Raw genomic sequence first — 26,611 nt, 5'->3', positions numbered from 1 at the left:
CCGCAGGCGACATGGCTCAAATTCAAAACACACCCGCCGGTATCCGGACCGGGGCATCCCCATTCCGGTTAGATTTTTAGCAGATTGCGCCTTATAATCCCTCATGATGGCCAACGGCGCAATTCACTCCTCTCCTTCAGATACTCTGCATGAAAATCACGACCAGTGCCCCCAGCGCGGTCAGCTCCCGTTCCGACAGCAAGGAGCAGCGCCGCTTACAAATGGCCGATATCGCGCGGCTGGCGGGGGTTTCGACCTCCACCGTGTCGCGCGCGCTCAGCGGCAGCCCACTGGTCAATGACGAAACAAAAACCCGCATCACAGAACTCGCACGCTCCCTGAATTACTCCATCAACATCGGCGCGCAAAATCTGCGGCTCAGGCAAAGCCGCACCGTTGCGGTGGTGATTCCCTATGAAGCAGAAACCCGCCAGCATCTGTCGGACCCGTTTTTTCTCAGCATGCTCGGCAGCGTGGCAGACGCGCTCACCGACCGCGGTTTCGACATGCTGTTGTCACGCGTCGATGCCGAGCGGCTCGACAGCATTGCACAGATTTACGATACAGGCCGCGCATCCGGCATCATCCTGATCGGGCAATGGCGTCACCACGATCAGCTCAATCAGCTGGCTGCGCGCCGTGTTCCGGTCGTGGTATGGGGAGCGCAACTGCCGCAGCAGCTCTACGTCACGGTTGGCAGCGACAATGTCAGCGGTGGATTTTTAGCGACGGAACATCTGATCCGCAGCGGCAAGCGTCATATCGCTTTTTTCGGAGACATTCAGTTGCCGGAAGTCGCACAGCGCTATGAAGGATATTGCAAGGCGCTGATCCAGTATGGGCGTCCCGTGGTGCCGCAGCTTCAGGTGCAAGCGTCGTTTGCAGAAAATGGCGGCAGGGAAGCCGTGACCGAACTCTGCCAGCGGCAGATTACGTTCGATGCCCTGTTTGCCTGCAGCGATCTGCTGGCCATGACTTCGATTAACTCACTGCGCGAAAGACACTTCCGGGTACCGCACGACATTGCCGTGGTCGGCTATGATGATATTGAGCTGGCCCGGTATTTTCACCCGCCGCTGAGCACGGTGCGGCAACCGATGGCACAGGCAGGACAAGCGCTGGTTGAAGCGCTGCTCGCCATCGTCGATCACGACAACAATACCCAGCCGCGCCTGCTGCCGACCGAACTGATCGTCCGCAAAAGCAGCACCTGAACACAATTTCCCTGCGGCGGACGGTGGCGCACTGTCCCTGTAATTACTCGCTGCAACCAAAAATACAATCGTTTGCAAATAATCACTCAAGAAAGCACATTCATTTCCATAATGAATAGTTTTTACAATTTTTTTCAATGCTGCACTGCGATAATTGATTCCAATTTATGGCCAGTGTTGTGCCCAAAATACAGTGGGTGAGGCGCTGTCTACATTTCGACAATAAACATCATTTAATCAATATAAATCAATGTGTTAAATGTTATTCCATGAGCCGAAACACCTTCTGCAAATCCTTTTAAAATAGCTGCAACGGCAACATTCATTTCTTTCTGACATTTTTTCCGCACCACAAAAAATGATTTTTGCACCGATGCATTGCAATCGATTGTAATAAAAAATAATTTGCACCATAATTCATCACACCTGCAACGCAAAAGATCTTCATCAGTGCTTACCGCACCCGCCCGCAGCAACGGCGAACACTGATGGAGGTCTTTTGCTCCCGAGTGCCGGTCGCTGCATCACCAGTTTCTGGCAGCTTGGTTTTGAGGATTTCCCCCTGCATGACAACGCTGACTGTCATGCGTATGAAAAACAACGGAGACAACAATGACATCTACCAACATCAAATTAACCCGCATGGCAAGCGTGGTATCCCTGGCGTTGCTGCAAATGGGTATCGCCACAGCACAGGAAGCAAGCAATCAGGAAAAGGAAAAAAATTCCCTGAACCTGAATTCGGTGATCGTGACCGGCACACCGATTGGCACATCCAAAATGAAGGCCAGCGTATCCATCAGCTCGCTTGATGCGGATCAGATCGCACAGTCAGCACCGACCAACGCGGCGGAAATTCTGCGCGCAGTTCCCGGCGTGCGGGCCGAGTCTTCCGGTGGTGAAGGCAATGCCAACCTGACCGTGCGCGGCGTGCCGATTTCTGCCGGTGGTGCACGTTATGTGCAGTTCCAGGAAGACGGTCTGCCGATCATGCTGTTCGGCGACGTCGCCTTTGCCACACCGGACATGTATCTGCGCGCTGATGGCGGCCTGAGCCATCTGGAAGTGGTGCGCGGTGGCACGGCATCGACCATGGCGACCAATTCCCCGGGCGGCATCATTAACTTCATCAGCAAATCCGGCAAAGAAACCGGTGGCAGCATCGGCATTACCAGAGGGCTGGATTTCGATCAGACCCGCTACGATTTTGACTACGGCGCAGCACTGTCGCCCAAGACCCGGGTGTTCGTTGCCGGCTTTTATCGCAACGGCGACAGCTCGCGCCCGGCAGGTGTGACTGCTGAAGATGGCGGCCAGATTCGCGCCAATATCACCCAGGAACTCGACAACGGCTATATCCGCCTGAGCGTCAAGCATCTGGACGACAAGACCCCGATGAATATGCCGGTACCGGTTAAAACCGTGAATGGCACGATTTCCGAATTACCGGGCATCGATCCGCGCACTGCCAGTTTTTATTCCCCTTACTGGACCCGCGATATCGTTCTGGACAAAAATAACAGCAAGCTCGCCACCAACGTGAACGATGGCCTGCATGTGCTGAACAATGCCTTCGGCGCAGAGGCCTCCCTGAATCTGGGTGGCGGCTGGACACTGGATGAAAAATTCCGCAAGTCGAGCAATTCCGGCCGCTTCATTTCCCTGTTCCCGGCAGATAACAGCAACACACCGGCAGGCATGACTTACGCCACCGGCCCGAATGCCGGTAAAGCCTACAACGGCCCGGCATTCACCGCCACGGTGTTTAACACCTCCATCGATGATCTGGGCAGCACGGTCAACGATGCGAAACTGTCCAAGATTTTTGATCTCTCCGGTGGCAAACTGGCGACAACGGTCGGTTATTTTTCATCGCTGCAAAATGTCGGCCTGACCTGGAATTTCAATCAGTACCTGTTGCAGGCGACCGGCGACAAACCGGCGCTGCTGAATGCGTCAACCACAGTACCCGGCTCTCCCGGTCTGCTGGCGCAGGGAACCGATGTCTGGGGTGGCTGCTGCAACCGCAGTATTGATGCGCAATACAAAACCAATGCCCTGTACACCAACCTGGGCTGGGAAAGCGGCAACTGGAACCTCGACGCCAGCCTGCGCTATGACAAGCAAAAAGCCAGCGGCACTTACAATCAGGCAGTCAATCAGGCGTATCGTCCGGCTAACCTGAAATACATCGATTACAGCGTCAATCACACCTCTTACTCCGTCGGCGCCAATTATCGTCTGAGCCGTGACCTGGCATTGTTTGCGCGCGTCAGCGAAGGGATTGCGTTCAATGCCGACCGCATCATGTTCGGCAATCCGCTGGATGGCTCGGTACCGATCAGCACCAACATCGTCAAGCAGATCGAAGGTGGTGTGAAATGGAAAGTGCAGGATTTCAGCAGTTTTGTGACCCTGTTCCAGGCGAAAACCGATGAGTCGAATTTCGAAGCCACGACACAGAAATTCACCTCCAACTCCTATGATGCCAAAGGCGTTGAAGTCGAAGCCAGCTACAGAATCGGCGCATTCCGCATGACCGGCGGTATGACTTATACCAATGCCAGCATCGTTGGCGCGGCAGATGCCAGCATCATCGGCAAAACACCGCGTCGCCAGGCAAAACTCGTGTATCAGCTGGCACCGACTTACACCATGGGCGATGCAGTCATCGGCGCCAGCCTGATCGGCACCACCAAGTCTTATGGTGATGACGCCAATACGATCACACTGGGCGGATTCAATGTGCTGAATGCGTTTGTCAACTATCAGTTCACTGATCGTCTGCAAGGTTCGCTGAGCGTGAACAATCTGTTCAACACCATTGGCTACACTGAAGTCGAAGGCGATGGTCATGCAGCGCGCTCCATCAATGGCCGCACAGTCCGCGCCACATTGAAATACGCGTTCTGACCATCACGAGTCCGGCCCGTGCGGATGTTTTTCCACGGACCGGACCGGTGAATAAGCATCATGTCCTTACCGGTTGTCCTCTGTAGCACCCTGTTCCTCTCGCCCCCCTCTGCGGGAGGAACATTTTTACAAGCACTGCCCGTCTGATTTCTCTTTCTTACCGATTTTTTTACCGACTTGCTTACGCCTGATTTCACCATGCCTTTCCAGAACCTCAGAGACCGCTGCCTTCACACCCTGCTCACGCATATTCCAGAGGAAATGCGCAGCGGAGTTCAGATCCGCTATGAGAAACAGGCAAGCGTTTTACTGAATGGATTGCAACGACTCTACCGTCATATTTTTGCCGATGAAGCAGCGTTCACACACTGGCTGGAGCAGCTGATGCAATCTCTGGCTGCAGCAATCTGTGCACGACCTGCTGCCCTGCGTCAGCTGGATGAAGCGCGCAGCCGGCATCCGGACTGGTTTACCAGCCAGAATATGCTCGGCTATTGCGCCTACGCCGACCGGTTTGCCGGCGATCTGCAGGGCGTGATTTCCCGCATACCGCATCTGCGCGAACTGGGCGTTACTTATCTGCATCTGCTGCCGTTTCTGAAGGCGAGAGCAGGAGAAAACGACGGCGGTTTCGCCGTCGCCGATTTTGACGAGATTGCCCCCCATCTGGGCAGCATGCAGGACCTGCAGGAACTGACCAGTCATCTGCGCGCCGCAGGAATCAGCCTGTGTTCCGACTTTATTCTGAACCATGTCGCCGATGATCATGCCTGGGCGCGTGCCGCCAGAGAAGGCGATGCGCATTACAAAAATTATTTTTACCATTACCCTGACCGCCGGCAGCCTGATCTGTTTGAACAGACGCTGGGACAGGTATTTCCGCAGGTTGCACCGGGTAATTTCAGTTTCGTTCCCGATCTGCAGGAATGGGTATGGACCACTTTCTACCCTTACCAGTGGGATCTGAATTACACCAATCCTGCCGTATTTGCCGACATGGCCAGCGCCCTGCTGCAGCTGGCCAATCGCGGTGTGGAAGTATTCCGGCTCGATTCCACGGCATTCTTATGGAAACGCCCCGGCACCAATTGCATGAATCAGCCGGAAGCGCATCTGATCCTGCAGATCCTGCGCAGCATCTCGGATATCGCGGCTCCCGGCATTCTTTTGAAAGCTGAAGCAATCGTCCCCACTGCCGAACTGCCGGCGTATCTGGGCAGCGAGTTTCCGGCAAAGCGGGAATGCCATCTGGCTTATCACAGCAGCCTGATGGCCGCCGGCTGGCTGTCGATGGTGGAGCAGGATACGGCGTTGCTGCAGGAAGTCATACGCGGCACGCCGGTTTTGCCACCGAACACCAGCTGGCTGACTTATGTGCGCTGCCACGACGACATAGGCTGGAATGTACTGCGCCCTGAAGCCAGCCTGGGGAAGCAGGACGTGCAGCAAAGACTGTCGGCAGTCAGCCGTTTTCTCGCCGGAGAAGGAGACAGCTATGCACGCGGCGCCAGCTTTCAGGCCAGCGACCCGGACGCAGTACATGGCACGGTCGGCATGGCTTCCGCATTGACAGGCTTTGCCAGCGCTGCCAGCGCAACCGATATGCAGATGGCAGCACGTCGCCTGCTGCTGCTGTATGGATTGACATTCTGCTTTGGCGGTATGCCGCTGATCTATATGGGCGATGAGTTTGCGCAGGGTAATGATACCGCTTATCAGCAGGTTGCCGCCCATGCGCTGGACAGCCGCTGGCTACACCGTCCGCTCTGGCAGGATACCGCCATCAGCACCACACAGGTCAGCAACCAGGCCGCACAGATTTACAACAGCATGCTTCACCTGCTGCAGCTGCGTCGCCATTTCCCGCAACTGGCAGCAGATCAGCCGCGCCAGCTGCTGCACTGCGAAGAATCGTCGGTACTGGCGATGCTGCGCGGCAGTGCCGGTGCGCCTTTGCTATTTATTGCCAATTTTTCAGACCAGGCAGTCACGCTGAATTTGCCTGAGCTGCTGCGTTCCGGCCAGAGCCCGGCACCGGAACTGGCGCAGCAATGCTGGCACAATGAATTCAATCAACTGCCGGCAGATGCTAATCTCAATATCCAGCCATGGTCTCAATACTGGCTGACCCCTGTCCCCGCTGCTGCGGCCTGATACAAACGGAGTAATGCTGTGACTGCCACACGACAAGCTGTTGTTATTTTTGGTGAAGCCCTGATTGATGAATTTCCGCATCAGCGGGTGGTGGGCGGTGCACCGTTTAACGTGGCGCGCACCCTGGCTTATTTTCAATGTGCTCCGCTCATGATCTCGCGCATCGGCAACGATGAGAATGCCGCACTGATCAGAAATGAAATACAACGCTATGCGCTGATCAGCGAAGGCATACAAACCGACATGACGCACCCTACCGGTCGGGTGGTGGTGACGCAGGATGATTCCGGCGACAAAACCCATCACCGGTTCGATATTCTGCGCGATCAGGCTTACGACCATATCGATGCGGAAGCGGCATTCCATGTGCGGGAATACGTGTATCCGGATCACCACCGGGGTGTGCTGTATTTCGGCACGCTGGCACAGCGCCAGCCTTCCTCCAGTGCGGCATTGCAAAGGCTGCTGACAACCACCGATGCGCTGAAATATCTGGACCTGAATTTGCGCACCGGCCAATATACACCGGCAGTCATTGAGGAATCGCTTTACCGTGCCGATATCCTTAAAATCAATGAGGAAGAACTGGAAATGCTCGCCCGTCTGTATCTGGCCGGCCAGATATCAGCACCGGCTGACGATGCCACAGCGAAAAAATTTGTTCCTTTACTGAAGCTGCTGATCACGATGTTCGATTTGCAGGCCATCATCGTCACACGCGGCGCCCGCGGCTATGTGTACCTCGACCGTGACGAGCAGTTATTAAGCAATGGTGAACATCAGATCGATGTCGATGTGGTTGATACGGTCGGTGGTGGCGATGCTTTTTCCGCTATTTTCCTGCTAGGTATTTATCGTGGCTGGGAAACAGCACTCAGCCTGCAACGCGCGCATCAGTTTGCCGCAGCCATTTGCGGTATCCGCGGCGCTGTTCCGCAACACCTGGATTTTTACCGGAGCTGGCAGCAGCAATGGAAATCGGCCTGATCTGAATAGGGGTATGCCATGAATCACACACCATCGTCTTTGCGCGCTGCACTGAACAAGCCCCTGCTATCGTTCTGGCAGATCGTGAATATGAATGTCGGCTTTTTCGGCATACAGTTCAGTTTCGGTCTGCAACAAAGCAGCATGAGTCCGATTTACAAATATCTGGGTGCGGATGAAGCCAGCCTGCCCTATCTGTGGCTGGCCGGACCGATGACAGGTCTGATCGTACAACCGATTATTGGCGCCATGAGTGACCGCACCGTCAGCCGCTGGGGGCGGCGTACTCCTTACTTTTTGATCGGTGCGCTGCTGTGCAGCCTGGGGTTGCTGTTCATGCCGTTCAGCCAGACCTTATGGATGGCTGCGGGCCTGTTATGGATACTCGACGCCGCCAACAACGTCACGATGGAACCCTACCGCGCTTTCGTCAGCGACAAGCTCGACAGCCGCCAGCACTCTCTGGGTTTCCTGACGCAAAGCGCGTTCACCGGACTGGGGCAGACGCTGGCATATCTGACGCCATCGCTGCTGGTGCTGCTTGGCATGAACAAAGATGCAGTCAATTCCCATCACATTCCGCACATCGTGATTGCCGCATTTCTGATCGGCGCCATTTTTTCGGCAGTCTCGATCTTATGGACCCTGAAAACCACCAAAGAAATTCCACTGACCGCAGAACAACTCACTACCATCCGAAACAAACCCGCCGGTTGGCAGGCAACGCTGGATGAGATTGTCGTCGCAGTCAGGGAAATGCCGCTGACCATGAAACAGCTCGCGGTCGTGAAACTGTTTCAGTGGTACGGCATGTTCTGCTACTGGCAGTACATCATGCTCTCGCTTGGCCGCACCATTTTTTCCACCAATGATCCGGCTTCTCCGGGTTTTCGGGAAGCCGGTCTGCTGAACGGACAACTGGGTGCGTTCTATAACCTGATCGCATTTATCGCAGCCTTTGCGCTGGTTCCGCTGACACGTCGCATCGGTCCCAAAATCACACATGCGCTGTGCCTGACCTGCGCGGGAATCGCCATGCTCAGCATTCCTTCGATACACACACCGGGCCTGCTGTTTATTCCGATGATCGGCATCGGCCTGGCGTGGGCCAGCATCATGGGCAATCCGTATGTGATGCTGGCTGGCTGCATCCCGGCTGAACGCACAGGCGTGTACATGGGAATCTTCAACATGTTCATCGTGATTCCGATGATTATTCAAATTTTTACCTTGCCGCTGTATTACAACCGCCTGCTGGCAGGCAATCCGGAAAATGTCGTGCGGCTGGCAGGTGGTTTGCTGATTTGCGCGGCGCTGGCAGTCACACTGGTCAGATCAGCGGCCTCCGCCCGCGCTCAGGAACTGGCAGCAACAACCTGACCGGCAGCATCAGTTCTCCCCGCGGCCTGCTGTGCATCGTTATGCAGCAGGCCGTTTTTTATGGCGCATGAAGCCCTCATCGTCCGGTATAGTATCCGCTGTGCTGACCCGCTGATTTTTTCATGACCACCATGACTGATGCCGACATTTCCGCTGCCGCCGCGCTATTGATTCATTTACGGAAAACCGGCGAAACAATCACCGCCTTACCACCACATTACCGTCCACAGGATCTGGAAACCGCGTTTGCGATTCAGCAATGCGTTGTACAGCAGATGCCGATGACGACCGGCGGCTGGAAATGCGGCATGCCAGGCGAGGGAAAATGGGTCGCAGCGCCGATCAGCAGCGACAGCATTGTCCGTCATACGCATCGCTGTCCGGTCCGGAGCCGCGACGGAACGGTATCGGTCGAACCTGAAATAGCGTTTATGCTTGCGCGGGATTTACCGCCGCGCAGTACGCCGTATACACCCGCCGAGGTTGACGCAGCAATCGCAGGCACCCATCTGGCGCTGGAACTGATCGGCAGCCGCTACAGCCATCCGCAGCAAATGCGCTTTCCCGATCATCTGGCTGACAGCCTGCTGAATCAGGGGTTGTTACTGGGTCCGGCCATCGCTGCTGACAGCGCCGCACTGCCAGAACCATTCACGATTGAAATACATATCGAAGGTCAGTCACCGCTGATATTGCCAGGGCAGCATCCTGACCGTAATCCGCGCCTGCCGCTGTACTGGCTGGCAGAATTTTTACGCCAGAAAAACATCGGACTCAGCGCCGGACAAATCATCATTACCGGTTCGTATGCAGGCAGCCCGGCGGTTCCGCTGAACCTGCCTGTTGAGATCCGATTTGGTGCGCTGGGCACGGTTTTCGCCCTGTTTGAGAACCGCTCAAGCGCCTGCGCAGCCGATTCAGCATCTTGATTTTCCCGGCCTGATTTCAAAAAAAACGGCAGTCTGCATGACCGCCGTTTTGCGGAGAGCGCCAGCGGCGTTCTCCATTCCTGGCATCCTTGCCGCAACTTACCGTTTCCGGAATACCAGATCCCAGACTCCGTGCCCAAGCCGCAAACCGCGGTTTTCAAATTTAGTCACCGGACGATAGGCTGGACGCGGTGCATAGGCTTCAGCCGTATTTTCCAGCGCCGGCTCGGCACTCAGCACTTCCAGCATCTGCACCGCATAATCTTCCCAGTCCGTCGCGCAATGCAGATAACCGCCCGGCGCTAGCCGGGACGCCAGCAAGGCCACCAGCGGCCCCTGAATCAAACGCCGCTTGTTGTGCCGCGCCTTATGCCAGGGATCAGGAAAAAATACATGAATTCCATGCAGCGAAGCCGGAGCAATCATGTGCGTCAACACTTCGTAGGCATCATGCTGGATGATGCGCTGATTGCTGAGTCCCATTTCTTCGGTCAGCTTGAGCAGGCTGCCGACGCCCGGTGTGTGCACCTCCACACCGATAAAATTTTTCTCCGGCATACCTGCCGAGATTTTCGCACTGGTTTCACCCATGCCAAAACCGATTTCAAATACCACGGGCGCATGACGGCCAAACACCGCGTCAACATCGAGTATGGCTTTCTGATACGGAATGCAGAATTTTGGCCCCAGCGTCTCTATCGCCCTCGCCTGCGCCTCGGACACTCGTCCGGTACGGGTCACAAAACTACGGATACGGCGCTCGGCAGGATCATAAAACATTGGTTTGACACTATCGGTCAATTTGGAATCAGAATCAGACATACGGGAATTCAGGGAAGGAGGATCATCTGGAGCGGGTGAAGGGAATCGAACCCTCGTATGCAGCTTGGGAAGCTGCCGTTCTACCATTGAACTACACCCGCATCGTACATCGTTGATTATAAATAATTTTTTTAATACCAAAACTACACTAGTGGGTCAGTTCAGTGGGGCAATTATACTTCAGTTTCCCCCTATTACAATGCATGCTCACAGCGACAGCAGGCATATTCTAGTGGGTCAGTTTCTTTATGACATATGGCAGATTTTTGGAAAGACGCCAATACGGGGTGTACTATCTGAGACATACTATGCAGGTGGGAGATAAACAAGTCGTCAGACGCTTTAGTCTGAAGACAAAAGATACAGCCCTTGCTCGTCGGCGCGCTTAAGCACGTCAGCGTATTCTTTTTGGTCCAGGCGCACCTTCACGAACTTATTGCGGGCGCTCATGCCTGTTCCCCTTGTGCTGCTTGGCCGTGGCCTGTTTGTGGACCGCTGCACTTGCGGGGCGTGGACCGCGCGAGGCCAGTATTGGCGGGGCTTTGCGCACGATAGTGCGCGCAATCGAAGATTGCAGGGGTGTGTAAGTTTTCTTGCTTGCCTAAATAGGCTGTGGTGGTGATTCGCATCGGATACTCCGTCTCGCAGTTAAGTTAAGCCGAGCTGTTCACCGGGTCGCAGGAGCGCGGGCCACGGGGGGACAGTTCAGAGACCTCACGGAAGGTCTACAAGCATATAGCACCCGTTTTTAAACATGGCCGCAAAGCTAATGCCGGCGCGGCTTTACGGGGATTTTGAAGGGATTTTACGAGAACGCTTGGCGGGCTGTTTTTAGCCGCAGCGACGTCAGCTTCTAATGTATAGAGACGTAAAAAAGCCGGCAAAGGATATCTCCCTTACCGGCTCAATTTACTGGTCAGTATCGTTCTTTTTTTCGACTCAATGAGCAAAACCCAAAAAAGCAGGCTGCATAGGCGTCGCCTGTTAGAAGACTCAAAACAGAGGAGAATTTAATCTTTACAGAACCATGCCAATATAGCAGCACAAACAAAAACTAAAAGGTCAAGCCAAAGTGGAGCAGAGTAAATCACCATTTTGTATGTAAAACATATCAATATCAAAATTAGGATGATAACTTTACGCAATAAATTTAAATTTTTTTTCAAAAAATTTACCTTTCTTTATCCAGCAAAAGATGCACTATCATTAAAAACACGAAGGAACTAAGGACAGGTCTTTGGAGGGCAAGAATTTTTTGCTATCGAGCGAGCGCCTGCTTTCGTAATTTGTCCAAACGCTATGGAAATATAAACGGGGGTTATCCGATGTTCGAATAATCGTTTCCACGTTTCCTTCATATCCTGTTACTTTACCTTTACCATATCCATCTGCCGCCATTAAGATTGCGGCATCAGTAATATCAGGTTCTTGTGGTGGATCGTAGGCTGGGTCCCGCATAATATTAACAATCAAATTTACTAAATTTGTGTTTATACCGGCGGGGTTCATGCTTGTTTCCTTTACGGAAACATCTGAAGCTTTTCGTCGCTTTACATACTCATGTAAGCTTCCCCACAATCTACCGAACAAAGGATTCGGTGGATAAACTTTCGCGGAAATTTCTGTAAATGTATCGATTGATTTTAGTTTTGCAACAAAAGCTTTGTAATCAGTAATAGGTTCCACTTCACAACCAACAAAAAATTGGTCGTAAGCATTTTCAATAATGGTTTGAAATCTTCTGGCAAAAATATCCTCCTGTATGCCATTCCAGACATGCAAAAATGCTACTCCAGAATATTGTGGCAAATAAACGAATGGCGAACTAGCCTCAAGAAGATTCGACGCATCTCTATTTTTTTGTGACTTAGATGCCTCATCAACTATCTTGACCTGACCATTTTTGGCATATTTTGATAGCTTACCGAAGACGAATGGAATGTCGTCACCTCGTCCGTCAATTACGTCAGTGAAAGTCCAATCAAATTTTCCAATTTCGACGATTGGAGAATCTAAAATTGCCTTTAACAATTTATCCTGATCAAGTAGTCCAAATTTAACAACTCGACCGAGATAATAGCGTCCCTTACGCATTGCCCACCCCTTTCACTTTTTAATTAAACATCAATTCATATTTTATGAATAATTCAGAGATTTACAGACGCTACCTCACTTTGGCATAAGTGCATTGCTTAAAGTCAATAAGTAACAAAAATAGTAACATCAAGAATGCGTATTTATGAATTGAAATTAATGGCTTTTGTAATTAGCAATAGCATTTGACCGGATTGAGTATGTGAGCGCAAAAGTCTGCTACGTTGAAGAGACGGAATTCTTCAATCTCAGCAATAAAATCCATAGCAACACCCAACAACAAACTTCAAATTCACTGTCAATGGTATCTCTGTTTTTACCTCAATCCATAATCTGCACCACCTTTTCCCCGTCTCGCTAAAAACGCCAAGATTTGCACGTCTGCGAATCAAAACAAGCATTCCCCTTCGGGATTTTCTGCAATCGGTTCTCACTTCGTTGCGACTGCGATTTTGACAAATTGCTTGCATTGCTCCTTGTTCGTCCGTGCCCCTCGCTGGCAGGCGAAACGACTCAAAAATGATGCAGATAAATGCGTCGTGAAGTCTGCAAAAACAGAGCAAGTCTTCAATTCAAATTCAGGCCCAACCAGCCTAAAAACGATACGAAAGCGAGAACACCATGAGCACCTACTTCGCACAGCCATATAACCTGGATGCAGTCGGTTTTTACTTTGATAGCCTGGATTCATACACTCTGCAATCAGAAAACCTTACAGACGGGTTTGGCAATCCCGTGGAAGAGTTTGAAATCCAGTTTATAGACGGTGACGAAGGCGAGTTATTTTCAGCTTGTGGGATTAATCAGGGCAATTTGCATACATGGTTTGAAACAATTATTGACTTGAGCGATCAAGAAAAAACAGCCTTGTTTTATCTGTGCAGTATTTTGGGCTACAGCCTAGAAAATGCTATGGATAAGCTGGACGACGTGAATTTGTCCGAGGGTAATTTGAGGGATGTAGCTGAGACTCTGTTTGACGAATTCTATTTAAACAACGTGCCAGAATCAGTCCGCGCTTACATTGATTACGAAAAATATGCTCGTGACTGTGAGCTTGGCGGCGACTTATGCGAATTTGATTTCAACGGCATGACCTGGACATGTACGAATGCGTCTGGAATATAAATAACGCATGGGCGAGGAGGAAAACAAGCTTGCCTTGCCCACCTTGCATTCAAAATCTGCTGGGGAACAACACGATTTCAAATCACTACGTAAGCTATAATAGTGGGTCAGTTTAAAGGGGCAGTCGCAAACTGTAGTTTCTACGTAAAAAAATAAATTTCCCTTTAAAATCAATGCATTACATGCGGAAAATTAAATTCATAAGTTCTACCATTGAACTACACCCGCAGAAGCGCTATTTTACAATGGTTTCAGTCATTTTTGGATGGCATTACCAATCAGGCAACCATACGGATTCTCAGGCCGTAGGGTCTGTTTCCGTACTGTCAAAACTGGCCGCTGACGTTGTTCGGGTCAGGCATGTACTCTCCTGGCGCATTACAATCCTGTTTTCTCATTCCATTTAGAATCACCATGATGAATCCTGAGCACTTACAGATACTGACCGCTACGCCGTCTGTGGAAATCTATCGTCACTTGCGTGCGGCTGCCGGCCTGAGCCCGAAAACACCAGAAGCTGCCGAGCGGGGTTTGCGCGGCACGTTGTTCGCGGTGCAGATTTGCCTGCATAACGCCGTCATTGGCATGGGGCGCGTGATCGGGGATGGCGGGTGTTTTTACCAGGTGGTGGATATTGCGGTGTTGCCCGCACACCAGGGGCAGGGAATCGGCAAGATGATCATGCGTGAAATCATCCAGTATCTGCACGCCGAAGCACCGGTCAGCGCCTATGTGAGCCTGATCGCAGACGGCAAAGCGCAGGATTTGTATGCGCAGTTCGGCTTTCAGCTGACGGCACCCAGATCGGTCGGCATGGCGATCAAGATTCAGCCTTGACGGCGGGACGCATCCATACGGGAAGGCAAGCCGGTTACAATCGGCGCATTATTTTCTGATCTGAACTGGATTTTTATCATGGCAAGACTGCAGCTGCATTTTCCCGAAGACCAGTATTATTACTCCACCCAGCTCACGGTTCGGGTGACGGACATCAATGGCGCCAATCATCTTGGCAATGACTCCATGATTTCGATGATTTCCGAGGCACGCGCCCGCTTTCTCTATGAATTTGGTATCCGTGAAACTGCCAATAACGGCATCGGTATCATTGTGACGGATCTGGCCACGACCTATAAAGCAGAAGCCCACGCGCGCGATCAGCTGTTGTTCGAAGTCGGGGTCATGGATTTCAATCAGTATGGCGGCGACATTACTTTCCGCATTACGCGCCCTGCCGATCAGGCCCTGATTGCCATGGCAAAATCCGGCTTTGTATTTTTTAATTACAAGACCAAAAAAGTAATGGCCATGCCGGATGACTTCAGAGCCAAATTCAGCCGCGTCAACTGGCTGGCTTAACAGGCTTGCTGAACTCGCTGACCTTACTGATTGGATGAACCGCTAATGTCATGGGCTGGCGGAAAAATAACATGCCATCTCCGGTTGACTCTGTCACACTGAAATCCTCCTGATATCGAAAGAAGACTATGTTCCTGGCCGCACAACTGATCGTCGCACTCATCGCTTTGTTGCATGTCTATATTCTGGTGCTGGAAATGTTTTTGTGGGACAAGCCGGCAGGCCTGAAAGCATTTCGCCAGACTCCGGAATCGGCAGCCGCCACCAAGGTGCTGGCGGCCAATCAGGGGCTGTACAACGGCTTTCTGGCAGCCGGTTTGTTCTGGGGACTCAGCCTCGGAGCTGCAGGTCAGCCGGTGCAGGTTTTTTTCCTGTCATGCGTACTGGTCGCGGGTCTGTATGGTGCAGCGACCGCCAGCCGCAAGATTCTGTATATTCAGGCGCTGCCTGCGCTGCTGGGACTGGGTTTGCAGTACCTTTCGTGATCTGTCTGCACCCGGCCGGCAAGCGCAGACATGGCGGTAATTCCAGCCATGTCTGCCGGCGAGATAGCGACCGTTACAGATACAGCATGCGCTGCCGCTCTTCCTCGGACGGTTCGATATCGCGGGCTTCATAAAAGGCAAAAATCGCATCCACAATGTGTGCAGGCTCGTCAATCAGCTGCACCAGATTCAGGTCAGACGGCGAGATCATGCCGTTTCCTGCCATCTGCACCCGTATCCATTCCAGCAATCCGCTCCAGAATGTCGTCCCCACCAGAATCACCGGAATATGCCGGGTTTTTCCGGTCTGGATCAGCGTCAGAACCTCGCTGACCTCATCCATCGTACCAAAGCCACCGGGAAAGACGACGTAGGCATCCGCATATTTGACAAAGGCGACTTTACGCGCAAAAAAATGGCGGAACATCAGCGTGATGTTTTGCCAGGGATTGCTGCGCTGTTCGTGCGGCAATTCAATATTGAGCCCTACCGACGGTGAGGCGCCGTCAAACGCGCCCTTGTTCGCGGCTTCCATGATGCCGGGGCCACCACCTGAAATGACCGCAAAGCCGGCATCCGACAGGCGGCGCGCCACGTCCACGCATTGTTGATAATAAGTATCTTCGGGTTTGGTTCTGGCTGAGCCAAAAATCGTCACGGCGGGCCGGATCGAGGAAAGCCGCTCGGTGGACTCGATAAACTCTGCCATAATCGTGAACATATGCCATGATTCGCGGGCTTTCAGCGCAGTCGCCCTGTCCTGGTCGATAATCTGGCGCAACCTTGTCACATTTTTTCTGTTTCCGTTCATATGCAAAATACCCTGTTGTTAGTCGATGGCTCCAGCTATCTGTACCGTGCCTTTCATGCCATGCCCGATCTGCGAAATCCGCAAGGCGAACCGACCGGTGCCATCTACGGCATGATCAATATGTTACGCCGTTTGCGTCATGATTATCCGGCAGCATACATGGCCTGTGTATTCGACGCAAAAGGCAAGACTTTCCGCGACGACCTGTATCCCGAATACAAAGCGCAGCGCGCAGCCATGCCGGACGATCTGCGTTTGCAGATTGAACCGATACACGAAGCAGTCAGGGCAATGGGCTGGCCGATCCTGATGGTGGAAGGCGTGGAAGCCGACGACGTGATCGGCACGCTTGCGGTGGAAGCGACAGCGCGCGGGCTCGATACCGTGATTTCAACCGGCGACAAAGATCTGGCGCAGCTGGTCAATCCCCGCGTGACGCTGATCAATACCATGAGCAATGAAAAACTCGATGAAGCCGGCGTGCTGGAAAAATTCGGCGTGCCGCCAAACCGCATCATCGATTACCTGACCCTGATCGGCGATACCGTCGACAATGTGCCCGGCGTGACCAAATGCGGTCCCAAGACTGCCGTGAAATGGCTGTCCGAATACGATACGCTGGACGGTGTCATGGCCAATGCTGCGCAGATCAAAGGCGTGGTCGGCGACAATCTGCGCGCCGCGCTGGACTGGCTGCCGCAAGGCCGGGTGCTGATCACCGTCAAGACAGATTGCGATTTATCGGCACACCATATTTCGATTGAAGATTCCCTGATCGCGAAAGAAGAAAGCAAGGAAGACCTGCTCACCTTCTTCCAGCGTTACGGCTTTAAAACCTGGCTGCGTGAACTCTCCGGCGATGCCACTGCCGGCGCCACGCCATTGAAGTCCGCTGCCAGACCTGCCGGAAATACACCGGCACAGGCAGGACTGTTTCAGGAGGATGCCTCCGCTTCTGCCGCTCTCCGTGAGTACGAAACCATCCTGACCGAGGCAGCGCTCGACAACTGGTTGTCGCGCATCCAGGCAGCGACGCTGACCGCCGTAGATACCGAAACCACCTCGCTGGAACCGATGACAGCGCAACTGGTCGGCATTTCATTATGCTGTGAGAGCGGGCAGGCCTGTTATATCCCGGTCGCCCATGAATATCCGGCGGCACCGGCACAGCTGTCGCGGGCACTGGTGCTGGAACGGCTCAAACCGTGGCTGGAAGATGCCGGCAAGCCCAAAGTCGGCCAGAACCTGAAATACGATGCGCATATTTTTGCCAATCATGGCGTCACATTGCGCGGCATCGTGCATGACACACTGCTGGAATCGTACGTATTTGAATCGCATAAATCCCATGATATGGACAGTCTAGCGCTGCGCCATCTCGGCAAAAAAACCATCAGCTTTGAAGAAGTCTGCGGCAAGGGTGCCGCGCAGATCGGTTTCGGGCAGGTGGAACTCGACAAGGCGACCGACTATGCGGCGGAAGACGCTGACATCACATTGCAGTTACATCTGGCCATGTGGCCGGAAATTGAACCTGATCCGAAATTGCTGCGCGTGTATCACGATATCGAGCTGCCGACTTCCGTCGTGCTGCAAAAGATAGAACGCAATGGGGTGCGGATTGATCCGGATCTGCTGGCAACCCAGTCGAATGAAATCGGCAAACGTCTGCTGGAGCTGGAACAAAAAGCCTACGAACTCGCAGAACAGCCATTCAACCTGAATTCACCGAAACAGCTGGGGGAAATTTTCTTTGGCAAACTCGGTCTGCCGGTCGTCAAGAAAACGCCTTCCGGCGCACCGTCAACCGATGAGGAAGTGCTGCAAAAACTGGCGGAAGATTATCCGCTGCCTAAAATCCTGCTCGAATACCGCGGCCTCGCCAAACTCAAATCAACCTACACCGACAAGCTGCCGAAGATGGTGAATGCCGTTACCGGCCGCGTGCATACCAATTATGCGCAGGCCGTGGCAGTCACTGGCCGTCTGGCATCGAATGATCCGAATCTGCAGAATATTCCTGTGCGCACAGCGGAAGGACGCCGCATCCGCGAAGCCTTCATCGCCCCGCCCGGCAGCGTGATTGTGTCGGCCGATTATTCGCAGATCGAATTGCGCATCATGGCGCATATTTCCGGTGACGCGAGTCTGTTAAAAGCGTTTGCCGACGGCGAGGACGTGCACAAGGCCACCGCCTCTGAAATCTTTGGTGTGAGCACTGCCGAAGTCAGCAGCGAACAGCGGCGCTATGCCAAAGTGATCAACTTCGGCCTGATCTACGGCATGAGCGCATTTGGTCTCGCTGGCAATCTGGGAATCGAACGCGCTGCCGCGCAAAGCTATATCGACAAATACTTCCAGCGCTACCCTGGCGTGGCGCAATACATGGCCGACACACGCACCAAGGCCAAGGCGCACGGTTACGTGGAGACGGTATTTGGCCGCCGCCTGTGGCTGGCAGAAATCAACAGTCCGAACGGTCCGCGCCGTCAGGCGGCAGAACGCGCCGCGATCAATGCTCCGATGCAGGGCACGGCCGCCGATCTGATTAAACTCGCCATGATCGCGGTGCAAAACTGGCTGGAAACCGAACAGCTGCAATCCAAGATGATCATGCAGGTGCACGATGAGCTGGTGCTTGAAGTCCCTGAACCGGAACTGGAACTGGTCAGATGCCGGCTGCCGGAATTGATGGCGGATGTGGCACAGCTGAATGTACCGTTGCTGGCAGAAGTCGGCGTCGGAAAAAACTGGGAAGAAGCGCACTGAGCGCACCGGTAAGTAACGAAGTGTAAATGGTATGCTGGCAAACGCGATTCCGCTTCGCAAGTCATCATTGCTTCATCAAAACTGCATAAAATGACCGTTTTTATTGAATGAGAGTTGATATGAAACACCTCCTGATTCCAGCCTTGCTGGCTGCGGCGTGGGCTCCGGCAGCGCAGGCTGCAGGCAGTCTCGATAAAATTCAGAACATCGTGGTGATCTACGGTGAAAACCGCAGCTTCGACAATCTGTACGGCCTGTTCCCGGGCGCGAACGGTATTGGCCGGGCGTTTGCCGAGCAGAGTTATCTGCAGACCGATATGAACGGCAAAGTGCTGCCGCAATTGCCACCGACCTGGGATAAACCGGGCGTGCCGAACAAGGATATCCCGCAAGGCTTGCCGAATATGCCTTTCAGCATTGATGCGCCGCCCATCAACCAGCCGCTGAACAAAGCAACCAATGATCTGGTACACCGTTTCTATCAGAATCAGATGCAGATCAACGGCGGCAAGAATGACCGCTTCGCTGCGATCTCGGATGCTGGCGGCCTTTCGATGGGGCACTACGATGGTTCCTCGCTGCCGATGTGGAAAATCGCCCAGGAATACACGCTGGCGGACAATTTCTTCATGGGTGCTTTCGGCGGCTCCTTCCTGAATCACATGTGGCTGGCCTGCGCCTGTACACCGGTCTTCAAAGACGCACCGGATTCCATGCGTGCCAAGCTCGATGCCAACGGCAATCTGCTGACCAAAGCCGGCTCACCGACGGATCCGCTGACGGGCGCACCGCTGTATCAGGACGGTGCCGTCACACCCGATGGCTACGGCATCAACACGCTGCAGCCGACTTATCAGCCGAGCGGCATCCCGCCGGCCAATAATCCGGCGCTGGCCGACAGCAGCAAACATCCGCTGCCGCCGCAGACGCAAACCAGCATCGGCGACACGCTGAGCGCGAAAAAAGTCAGCTGGAAATGGTATGCCGGCGGCTGGAACCAGGCACTGAACGACCGCAGCCAGATTTACGGCGGCAAGATCAATTTCCAGCCGCATCACCAGCCGTTTAACTACTTCTCCCGCTTCGCACCGGGTACGCCAGACCGGGCTGAACATCTGAAAGACGGTCAGGAATTTTTTGATGACATTGCAAAAGGCCATTTACCGCAAGTGGCGTTCTACAAACCGCAAGGCGAACTGAATGAACATCCCGGCTACACCGATGTGATGTCGGGCGACGCACATATCGCTGCACTGGTCAGAAAACTGCAGGCCAGTCCGCAATGGAAACACATGCTGATCGTGGTCACTTACGATGAAAACGGCGGTTTCTGGGATCACGTCGCGCCGCCGAAGGGTGAGCGCTGGGGACCGGGTAACCGTATCCCGGCCATCATCATTTCGCCGTATGCGAAAAAAGGTTTTGTGGACAATACGCCTTATGACACCACATCCATCCTGAAACTGATCACCAGACGTTTCAAACTCGCCCCGCTGCCCGGCGTACGCCCATCGGCTGGCGACCTGACTGCCGCATTGCAGGATTAAGCCATACTGCACACAGCAAAAAGCCAGGCGGTTGCCTGGCTTTTTTTATCTGGGTATCTGAGTATATTTTTCTTTTTATCTGCATTTAGATTGAGTAATGTTCTCGAAAGGCTTTCAAAAAAATCTTACTCTCAAACTTCCTTCTATAGCCCCTTGTCTTAGGTCTCAATTTAAGTGTTGAACTCAACCACAATAGGTTAATTTCTATTGCCATAAAACTGCTATTCTTTTGATTAAAAATATTGTCAGTACAAGAAACAACATCATCAACTGGATAAAGAAAAATAAAAATATATTACCGTGATTTGAATTCTCGGTAATAACACGCGATACCCCTCCAGGTAACGCCGCAAGTGAGATTAATGGAACTGTCATATTCAACAAAAATATACAGTATGCCTTCCATGATCTTGTTTTTAGAATGAAAATTCCCGTTAAATTCTTGCGATCAGTGCCGGTCAAAAGTGAGTCTTGGCATCCTCTTACCCACATAAAAAAAACAACCTCAGAGATGGCGATAAGACCAGCTAAACCAGCCAAAGCGAGAACGAGGAATTCTTGATTTGACTCAGTGAGATAAAGTTTGTTTAAGTCAAAAACTTCAATAGCTATGAGAGAAACTACGAGCACAAATATACAGATTGAAATAAGAAACGAATAATTAGTAAAGCGACCAGAAATGTATATCTGCCACTTATTTAACGCAAATACATAAGACTGTTTATCTTCTGCCGGTTTAAGGTTTAAGGAAAAATATTCGTTATTTCCATCGGAGAAAAAAGCCATAAAATTTCCAACTATGATCGTATTTTCAAAAATTCCAGCCCTTCCTGTTAATGGTCTGAAACCCGGTTATTTCTGGGCTTTCTGTATCGCTTTTTCCAGCATCTGCAAATGCAGATCTTCCGCGCTGCCGCTGGCAGCATGCTCGTCAGCCTGCGCCGCTGGCCGGACGAAGCCCTGCGTATCGTGCAGTTTCACATTCTTGCTGGTGGGATTGCTATCGGCGCATTCCGTATCCGAATACACGGTTTTGCCATGAACGATACATTTCCGGGCACCGGATTCCACCGTCACGATCCGCCGCTTATCGTCATCCGGTAATACCGGCAGACTCAGATCCTTGACGCCGGAAGCATTTTTCAGCTCGTTGCCAATCACACCGGCAGATTTTCCCCAGCGCGCCCAGACATCCTGCATCGGCAGATGGCCGTAGCGGATGGTGTACAAAAATCCCATCGCCACCAGACCCAGCAGCATAAAAATCACAGAGATCGCGATCAGGCTCAGGCCACGTTGTTTGTTCAGATTCATGGTAACTCCGCGCTATTCATTCGTTTCAGAATCAGTTCAGTCCGTCGCTGCAAATATGCAGAGCCCTGGTTTTTATCAAAATATCTAGGTTTTGGCAACATCACTGCCAGCCGTGCCGCCTGCGGCGCGCTGAGGCTGGCGGCGCTGATGCCGTAATAGTGGTGTGCAGCCGCCTCGGCGCCAAACACGCCGACACCCCATTCAACGGAATTCAGATAGATTTCCAGAATCCGCTGTTTGCTCATGCAGGCTTCCAGCATGTAACTGATGACCAGCTCCTGGGCTTTGCGCAGGTAACTGCGCTGGCCGGACAAAAACAGATTTTTTGCCAGCTGCTGGGTGATGGTAGAACCACCGGACACGACCTTGCCTTTTTTCTGATTTTTCTCGTAGGCTTTTTGCATCGCTTCCCAGTCCACACCTTCGTGATCGACGAAGCTGTCATCTTCCGAGGCAATCACGGCGCGCTTCAGGTGATTCGAAATCCGCTGATAAGGTACCCACTGATGCTGTAATTTCGCATCCGGATTTTTTTCCTGCAGGACACTTAATTGCTGACGCATAAAACTGGTCGAATCAGGGTTGAAATTCACCCACCAGCCAATCTGGATCAGGAAATATGCCTGCAACAACAGCAGGAGCAGGAGCGGCACCCCGACCAGCCAGAACAATAAACGGCGCAGCAGTTTCATCATTACCCCGCAGCACTCTGCAAACCGGCGCGCAACTGCTGCAGCACTCCGGCGGTATCCGGCCGCACGCCGCGCCACAGCGCAAACGCTTCGGCAGCCTGCTCCACCAGCATTCCCAATCCGTCGCGGCATTGTGCGCCATGTTGTGCGGCAAAGCGGAGAAAAGCAGTTGGCTGTGTGCCGTACATCATGTCGTAAGCCAGCGTCCGGGCGTCGAGTGCGCCTGCCGGTAACGCGGGCACGGCATCTTGCAGGCTGGCGGAAGTCGCATTGATGACCACGTCAAAATGCCCCGGCACCGCCTCAATACCATAGGCGCTGACCGGCACCGCCGGCATCCGGGCAGTGGCAAGTTGCTGTAACTCCCGCGCCCTGGCTACGGTGCGGTTGGCGATCACTAATTCAGCCGGCAGTTGCTCCAGCAAAGGCAGTACAGCGCCGCGGGCAGCGCCGCCAGCACCCAGCAGCAGAATGCGCTTGCCGTGCAAGGTGACGCCGGCATTCCGGACGATATCGGTGACCAGGCCAATGCCATCGGTGTTATCGCCCAAAATCTGTGTATCGCTGAATTGAAGTGTATTGACCGCACCGGCTGCCGCTGCGCGCGGGGTCAGTCTGGTCGCCAGCGCACAGGCTTCCAGTTTGAACGGAACCGTGACATTCGCGCCCAGACCACCCTGCGCGCGGAAGGCGTTAACGCTGGCCGCAAACCCATCGAGCGGCGCCAGCAGGTGCTGATAATCCATCTGCTGCCCGGTCTGCGCCGCAAAGGCGGCATGGATTAACGGTGATTTGCTGTGCGCAATCGGATTGCCGATCACGACGTAGCGGTCTTTTTCAGTTGATGCAGTATTCAATTTTTTCCTCCCCGCAACTCGGTTTCCAGTTGCTGATCGCGGGTGAATTTAAAGCGGGTAATCACAACCCACAAATCGTCTTTGTCGGCAGAGCGCATGTTTTGCGGAAATTTCCCGAACGGCGCGGCGTGGCGCACGATGCGCAGCGCGGCCTTATCCAGCGCCTTGCTGCCTGAGGATTTTTCAATCCGTGGTCCGCCCTCTTTTTCGTAGATGGTGCCGTCCTGAAAAATCGGGATATAAACGATCAGCTCGCCATACAATTTTTTGCCGTCTTTCTGCGGGAAATTCACCGTACCGAAATCTTCGATGCGCTTTTGCAGTTCCTTGTAATAAGTTGCATAACCGACCTTTTGGGTGCTCGGTGTGATGAAGGTTTTGCGCGGACGTTTGTTCTGGTCTTCGATGGTCTGGGAAATTTCTGCCGCCATGCGCGCCAGCGCTTTGGACGTGTCCAGATCATCCTGTCCCTTGCTGGATTCGCGGCTGTCATCCAGGCGTTTTTTCTCCTGTTGCGGCAACCGGAAATCCGCGCGATGCTTGGCCTGATCGAGCAATTGCTGTTGCTGCTGTTCCAGTTCGGCAATCCGCCGCTGCGCGGCGCGAACATTATCGCCGTCTTCGGTGCGCTGCATATCGGGCAACGGCGACTTGCTGCGGCCGCTGTCATGCGCTCCGCCGCCATCCAGATCAGCCTGCGCCAGCGCATCGGCCTTCAGCGGTTTTTTGTCGTGCCGCGCATTCACCAGAATAACTTCCAGACCAGGGTCTGCAGCCTGCGTTTCCGCTGGTTTCGGCATCACGAAATGGATCAGCAGCAACGCAGCATGCACCACCAGCGAAATGGTGACGGCGATGCTGAGAATCAGACGGTCAAACACGGGTTTCATGAATTAGCGGGCAGCTGTGCCGGTTGCGCGGTCTGCGATGCATCATGCTCGGTGGTCTCGCTTTCCATATCGTCCTCAGAGCCGGACTCAAAATCGGGTTCAGAGGCAGTGAGCAATTCATCCACCGCCTCCGGTGTCTGATGCAGCTCACCATTAATCGTATCGGTATCGGCCGTCGCGTCATTTTCCAGTACGGCATCCAGCTCGGAATCGAGTTCGTCATCGTCACCCAGCTCGGTAACACTGCTGAGTACCTCCAGCAGACGCGCCTCGACGCTCAGATCGACTTCATCCCAGCGCAGGATATCGAGTTTCACCTGCGCGCCGCGCGCTGTCTGCGGCATACCCGCCAGACGGACGATCAGCGGAATCTCCACCAACCGCAACACTTCGTCTTTCAGCACGACCGCATCGACCTGACGTGCGTTTTCCTGTGCCAGCCAGCGCAGGCACCAGTAGCGTTCCATATTGCTCTGGAAGTCGGCATATGCCGCATACGCCGCGTCGAAACCGGAGACAATCGCAAACAGATCGGCATCTTTCGGCTTGAAAGGCGCAACCAGCGGCGCAGTCACACCGTGCTGGACGCAGGTAATGATCTGCCACTGGTTGATCAGGTCGGTATACCGCCGCAGCGGCGAGGTGCTCCAGGCATACTGGTCGACGCCCAGCCCCTGATGCGGCGCCGCGTGCGTCAGCATGCGTACCTGCATACGCGCCGCCCAGCCGCCCTGCCCGCGCCCGCCGGCAACGCCCTGCGCACGGTAAATGCCGGGAATGCCGTGGTCAGCCATCAGCTTGCCCCAGGTGCTGTTGGCAAAAATCATCAGCTCCGCCACCATTTTATCGAGCGGCGCACCGCGCTGGCGACGGACGATGCTGACCACGTCGTCTTCGACATAGAAATTGAAATCGACGCGGTTGGTCTGCTCAGGGCGCATGCCGAAACTCTCGCGCTTGGCCATGCGGCCTTTTTCCAGCGCCAGCGCCCATTGCCAGATGCGGGCAATTTCTGCCTTGTGCGGATATTCGCCGCTGCCGGCGGCCAGATTGTCTTCGGTCACGACGGTATCAAGATCGTTATGGCGCAGATTTGATGCCATCGGTATCGCCTCAACCCGGGTGTCGGTACTGATCACGCTCCAGTCTGCGCTGTTCAATGTTGCATACAACGACAAGGCAGGCCGTACCTGACCTGCACCCAGCGTGTAGATATCGACCAGCGCATCCGGCAACATGGTGATCTTGTCGCCGGGCATGTAGACGGTGGACATGCGGGCGCGGGCGATCTGGTCCAGTGCGTCGCCGCGCTGGATGCCCAGCCCCGGCGCAGCAATATGGATACCGATGCGCACGGTGCCGTCACCCAGTTCGGTGACGGAAAACGCGTCGTCGATTTCTGTGGTGGTCACATCATCGATCGAGAATGCCTGCACATCCGCCATCGGCAGATCATCCGGCAATACCGGCAAAGACACTGCCGGAAATCCTGTGCCTTTCGGAAAATGCTCGAAATGAAATTTCGCCAGATGCAGATGCTTGGGGCTGGCAATGCCGCCGGTTTCGAGCATCAGGCGCGGAGCGCTGGTCTGCAGGACATCGCAGGCTTCCGCGAGTGCTTTGTATTCGATGCTGTTTTTATCGGGCTTGAACAGCAGCGCCAGTGCCAGCGGCTTCATCGCGTCCGGCAGACGATGCTGTTTCAGCTCTTCCACATAAGCCGCCTGCACCAGCAGTTGCTGTTTCTTTTTTTCGATGCCGGCCAGGGCTGCCTGTAACGAGGCTTCCGGTGCGGCCTTGTAGCGGCCACGGCCTTTTTTGTAGAAATATACCGGCGCCTGATGCAGTGCCAGAATCAGGCCCGCCGCTTCCACTGGCTGCGGGGCATGACCAAAATATTCGGCGCCCAGTTCGGCAAAACCGAATTCTTCCTGCCCGGCGACTTCCCATAAAAAGCCAAGATCAGCTTCTGCCGCTGCGGCTTTGGCCTGTTCGATCAGCGTGACCGGATCGGGCGCGGTGAATTGCAGCAGCACATCCTTAGCCTTGACCTTGGTGCGCTTGCCGCTGGCGAGCTCGACCTGATACGCCTCGCCTGCCTGCGATAACACTGTGCCAGCTTTAAAATCACCTGATTCTTCAAAAAATAAATTCATGCAAACTTCTTTGTCTCTATGTCAGTCCGGCCTGGAAAAACCAGGTTTTGTGGGGAGTATTGGTCAAAATTGCCTTGATGCCCCCGATTAATCAGGGCAAAAAAAGATAC

The 26,611-nt window shown here is 53.6% G+C and carries 22 protein-coding genes and 1 tRNA gene; 12 read left to right on the top strand and 11 right to left on the bottom strand.

The window, feature by feature from the left end; translation table 11 throughout:
• The first annotated feature begins 149 nt into the window (after positions 1-149).
• On the top strand, positions 150-1,214 hold the full coding sequence (locus H8K27_RS03795; RefSeq protein WP_230418856.1) for a LacI family DNA-binding transcriptional regulator: 1,065 nt from the start codon (positions 150-152) through the stop codon (positions 1,212-1,214).
• Between the two features lie 233 nt (positions 1,215-1,447).
• Here the strand turns inward: H8K27_RS03795 and H8K27_RS03790 are convergent, their stop codons facing one another.
• The gene (locus H8K27_RS03790) at positions 1,448-1,690 is read right to left on the bottom strand and encodes a hypothetical protein (RefSeq protein WP_186861844.1); all 243 of its coding nucleotides are present in this window, start codon (positions 1,688-1,690) and stop codon (positions 1,448-1,450) included.
• A gap of 136 nt (positions 1,691-1,826) precedes the next feature.
• On the opposite strand from H8K27_RS03790, the gene H8K27_RS03785 reads away from it, so the two are divergent.
• The 5 genes from H8K27_RS03785 to H8K27_RS03765 all read left to right on the top strand — a co-directional run bounded on the left by H8K27_RS03785 (position 1,827) and on the right by H8K27_RS03765 (position 9,577).
• Entirely contained in the window at positions 1,827-4,127 is a 2,301-nt protein-coding gene (locus H8K27_RS03785; RefSeq protein ID WP_186861843.1) for a TonB-dependent receptor, read from the top strand.
• 198 nt (positions 4,128-4,325) lie between these two features.
• Positions 4,326-6,281 carry an alpha-amylase family glycosyl hydrolase gene (locus H8K27_RS03780; RefSeq protein ID WP_186861842.1) on the top strand — a complete coding sequence of 652 codons (1,956 nt, stop codon included), beginning with the start codon at positions 4,326-4,328 and terminating at the stop codon, positions 6,279-6,281.
• Between the two features lie 18 nt (positions 6,282-6,299).
• Entirely contained in the window at positions 6,300-7,268 is a 969-nt protein-coding gene (locus H8K27_RS03775; RefSeq protein WP_186861841.1) for a PfkB family carbohydrate kinase, read from the top strand.
• An 18-nt stretch (positions 7,269-7,286) separates the two neighbouring features.
• Positions 7,287-8,648: an MFS transporter gene (locus tag H8K27_RS03770; RefSeq protein ID WP_186861840.1), complete on the top strand. Its 1,362-nt coding sequence runs from the start codon at positions 7,287-7,289 to the stop codon at positions 8,646-8,648.
• 122 nt (positions 8,649-8,770) lie between these two features.
• Positions 8,771-9,577 carry a fumarylacetoacetate hydrolase family protein gene (locus tag H8K27_RS03765; protein WP_186861839.1) on the top strand — a complete coding sequence of 269 codons (807 nt, stop codon included), beginning with the start codon at positions 8,771-8,773 and terminating at the stop codon, positions 9,575-9,577.
• Positions 9,578-9,676: 99 nt separating this feature from the next.
• Here the strand turns inward: H8K27_RS03765 and trmB are convergent, their stop codons facing one another.
• From trmB to H8K27_RS03750, 3 genes are all read right to left on the bottom strand, one after another.
• Complete coding sequence (gene trmB / locus H8K27_RS03760; protein ID WP_186861838.1) at positions 9,677-10,399, bottom strand: tRNA (guanosine(46)-N7)-methyltransferase TrmB; 723 nt, start codon at positions 10,397-10,399, stop codon at positions 9,677-9,679.
• A 27-nt stretch (positions 10,400-10,426) separates the two neighbouring features.
• Positions 10,427-10,500, bottom strand: a tRNA-Gly gene (locus H8K27_RS03755).
• A 1,105-nt stretch (positions 10,501-11,605) separates the two neighbouring features.
• Positions 11,606-12,493 (bottom strand): hypothetical protein, encoded by an 888-nt coding sequence (locus H8K27_RS03750; protein ID WP_186861837.1) that lies wholly within the window; start codon positions 12,491-12,493, stop codon positions 11,606-11,608.
• Positions 12,494-13,114: 621 nt separating this feature from the next.
• Between H8K27_RS03750 and H8K27_RS03745 the strand changes: the two genes are divergently transcribed.
• From H8K27_RS03745 to H8K27_RS03730, 4 genes are all read left to right on the top strand, one after another.
• The gene (locus tag H8K27_RS03745) at positions 13,115-13,621 is read left to right on the top strand and encodes an antirestriction protein ArdA (RefSeq protein ID WP_186861836.1); all 507 of its coding nucleotides are present in this window, start codon (positions 13,115-13,117) and stop codon (positions 13,619-13,621) included.
• A 414-nt stretch (positions 13,622-14,035) separates the two neighbouring features.
• Entirely contained in the window at positions 14,036-14,458 is a 423-nt protein-coding gene (locus tag H8K27_RS03740) for a GNAT family N-acetyltransferase (protein WP_186861835.1), read from the top strand.
• A 78-nt stretch (positions 14,459-14,536) separates the two neighbouring features.
• Entirely contained in the window at positions 14,537-14,980 is a 444-nt protein-coding gene (locus H8K27_RS03735; protein ID WP_186861834.1) for a thioesterase family protein, read from the top strand.
• Positions 14,981-15,108: 128 nt separating this feature from the next.
• Positions 15,109-15,465, top strand: coding sequence for a DUF1304 domain-containing protein (locus tag H8K27_RS03730; RefSeq protein ID WP_186861833.1), 357 nt, complete (start codon positions 15,109-15,111; stop codon positions 15,463-15,465).
• 73 nt (positions 15,466-15,538) lie between these two features.
• Here the strand turns inward: H8K27_RS03730 and H8K27_RS03725 are convergent, their stop codons facing one another.
• Positions 15,539-16,276, bottom strand: a complete 738-nt coding sequence (locus tag H8K27_RS03725) for an LOG family protein (RefSeq protein WP_186861832.1) — start codon at positions 16,274-16,276, stop codon at positions 15,539-15,541.
• Here H8K27_RS03725 and polA point away from each other — a divergent pair, their 5' ends adjacent.
• Together polA and acpA are read left to right on the top strand one after the other, a co-directional pair.
• A complete protein-coding gene (gene polA / locus H8K27_RS03720) occupies positions 16,277-19,045 on the top strand; it encodes a DNA polymerase I (protein WP_186861831.1) in 2,769 nt (922 codons plus the stop codon).
• A gap of 119 nt (positions 19,046-19,164) precedes the next feature.
• Positions 19,165-20,592: an acid phosphatase gene (acpA, locus tag H8K27_RS03715; protein WP_186861830.1), complete on the top strand. Its 1,428-nt coding sequence runs from the start codon at positions 19,165-19,167 to the stop codon at positions 20,590-20,592.
• Positions 20,593-20,796: 204 nt separating this feature from the next.
• On the opposite strand, the gene H8K27_RS03710 is transcribed toward acpA, so the two are convergent.
• From H8K27_RS03710 to H8K27_RS03685, 6 genes are all read right to left on the bottom strand, one after another.
• Positions 20,797-21,378, bottom strand: coding sequence for a hypothetical protein (locus H8K27_RS03710; protein ID WP_186861829.1), 582 nt, complete (start codon positions 21,376-21,378; stop codon positions 20,797-20,799).
• A gap of 66 nt (positions 21,379-21,444) precedes the next feature.
• On the bottom strand, positions 21,445-21,906 hold the full coding sequence (locus H8K27_RS03705; RefSeq protein WP_186861828.1) for a hypothetical protein: 462 nt from the start codon (positions 21,904-21,906) through the stop codon (positions 21,445-21,447).
• The gene (mtgA, locus tag H8K27_RS03700; protein WP_186862018.1) at positions 21,903-22,598 is read right to left on the bottom strand and encodes a monofunctional biosynthetic peptidoglycan transglycosylase; all 696 of its coding nucleotides are present in this window, start codon (positions 22,596-22,598) and stop codon (positions 21,903-21,905) included. Before mtgA ends, H8K27_RS03705 begins: the two co-directional genes overlap by 4 nt.
• Positions 22,599-22,600: 2 nt before the next feature.
• Entirely contained in the window at positions 22,601-23,455 is an 855-nt protein-coding gene (gene aroE / locus H8K27_RS03695) for a shikimate dehydrogenase (RefSeq protein WP_186861827.1), read from the bottom strand.
• Positions 23,452-24,345 (bottom strand): TonB C-terminal domain-containing protein, encoded by an 894-nt coding sequence (locus tag H8K27_RS03690; RefSeq protein WP_186861826.1) that lies wholly within the window; start codon positions 24,343-24,345, stop codon positions 23,452-23,454. The genes aroE and H8K27_RS03690 overlap by 4 nt, the downstream gene beginning before the upstream one ends.
• Positions 24,342-26,501, bottom strand: coding sequence for a ribonuclease catalytic domain-containing protein (locus H8K27_RS03685; RefSeq protein ID WP_186861825.1), 2,160 nt, complete (start codon positions 26,499-26,501; stop codon positions 24,342-24,344). The genes H8K27_RS03690 and H8K27_RS03685 overlap by 4 nt, the downstream gene beginning before the upstream one ends.
• Between the last annotated feature and the right edge of the window lie 110 nt (positions 26,502-26,611).

The sequence above is a fragment of the Cognatundibacterium griseum genome (genome assembly GCF_014284195.1).
Classification (GTDB): Bacteria; Pseudomonadota; Gammaproteobacteria; order Burkholderiales; family Burkholderiaceae_D; genus Undibacterium; species Undibacterium griseum.
This window is presented reverse-complemented; position numbering and strand designations above follow the sequence as displayed.

What these genes read in the sequence shown, in the direction of transcription:
- H8K27_RS03795 (WP_230418856.1), top strand. Translation starts at nt 150, where the DNA reads ATGAAAATCACGACCAGTGCCCCCAGCGCGGTCAGCTCCCGTTCCGAC.
- H8K27_RS03785 (WP_186861843.1), top strand. Translation starts at nt 1,827, where the DNA reads ATGACATCTACCAACATCAAATTAACCCGCATGGCAAGCGTGGTATCC.
- H8K27_RS03780 (WP_186861842.1), top strand. Translation starts at nt 4,326, where the DNA reads ATGCCTTTCCAGAACCTCAGAGACCGCTGCCTTCACACCCTGCTCACG.
- H8K27_RS03770 (WP_186861840.1), top strand. Translation starts at nt 7,287, where the DNA reads ATGAATCACACACCATCGTCTTTGCGCGCTGCACTGAACAAGCCCCTG.
- H8K27_RS03765 (WP_186861839.1), top strand. Translation starts at nt 8,771, where the DNA reads ATGACCACCATGACTGATGCCGACATTTCCGCTGCCGCCGCGCTATTG.
- trmB (WP_186861838.1), bottom strand. Translation starts at nt 10,399, where the DNA reads ATGTCTGATTCTGATTCCAAATTGACCGATAGTGTCAAACCAATGTTT.
- H8K27_RS03750 (WP_186861837.1), bottom strand. Translation starts at nt 12,493, where the DNA reads ATGCGTAAGGGACGCTATTATCTCGGTCGAGTTGTTAAATTTGGACTA.
- H8K27_RS03745 (WP_186861836.1), top strand. Translation starts at nt 13,115, where the DNA reads ATGAGCACCTACTTCGCACAGCCATATAACCTGGATGCAGTCGGTTTT.
- H8K27_RS03740 (WP_186861835.1), top strand. Translation starts at nt 14,036, where the DNA reads ATGATGAATCCTGAGCACTTACAGATACTGACCGCTACGCCGTCTGTG.
- H8K27_RS03735 (WP_186861834.1), top strand. Translation starts at nt 14,537, where the DNA reads ATGGCAAGACTGCAGCTGCATTTTCCCGAAGACCAGTATTATTACTCC.
- H8K27_RS03730 (WP_186861833.1), top strand. Translation starts at nt 15,109, where the DNA reads ATGTTCCTGGCCGCACAACTGATCGTCGCACTCATCGCTTTGTTGCAT.
- H8K27_RS03725 (WP_186861832.1), bottom strand. Translation starts at nt 16,276, where the DNA reads ATGAACGGAAACAGAAAAAATGTGACAAGGTTGCGCCAGATTATCGAC.
- polA (WP_186861831.1), top strand. Translation starts at nt 16,277, where the DNA reads ATGCAAAATACCCTGTTGTTAGTCGATGGCTCCAGCTATCTGTACCGT.
- acpA (WP_186861830.1), top strand. Translation starts at nt 19,165, where the DNA reads ATGAAACACCTCCTGATTCCAGCCTTGCTGGCTGCGGCGTGGGCTCCG.
- H8K27_RS03710 (WP_186861829.1), bottom strand. Translation starts at nt 21,378, where the DNA reads ATGGCTTTTTTCTCCGATGGAAATAACGAATATTTTTCCTTAAACCTT.
- H8K27_RS03705 (WP_186861828.1), bottom strand. Translation starts at nt 21,906, where the DNA reads ATGAATCTGAACAAACAACGTGGCCTGAGCCTGATCGCGATCTCTGTG.
- mtgA (WP_186862018.1), bottom strand. Translation starts at nt 22,598, where the DNA reads ATGAAACTGCTGCGCCGTTTATTGTTCTGGCTGGTCGGGGTGCCGCTC.
- H8K27_RS03690 (WP_186861826.1), bottom strand. Translation starts at nt 24,345, where the DNA reads ATGAAACCCGTGTTTGACCGTCTGATTCTCAGCATCGCCGTCACCATT.
- H8K27_RS03685 (WP_186861825.1), bottom strand. Translation starts at nt 26,501, where the DNA reads ATGAATTTATTTTTTGAAGAATCAGGTGATTTTAAAGCTGGCACAGTG.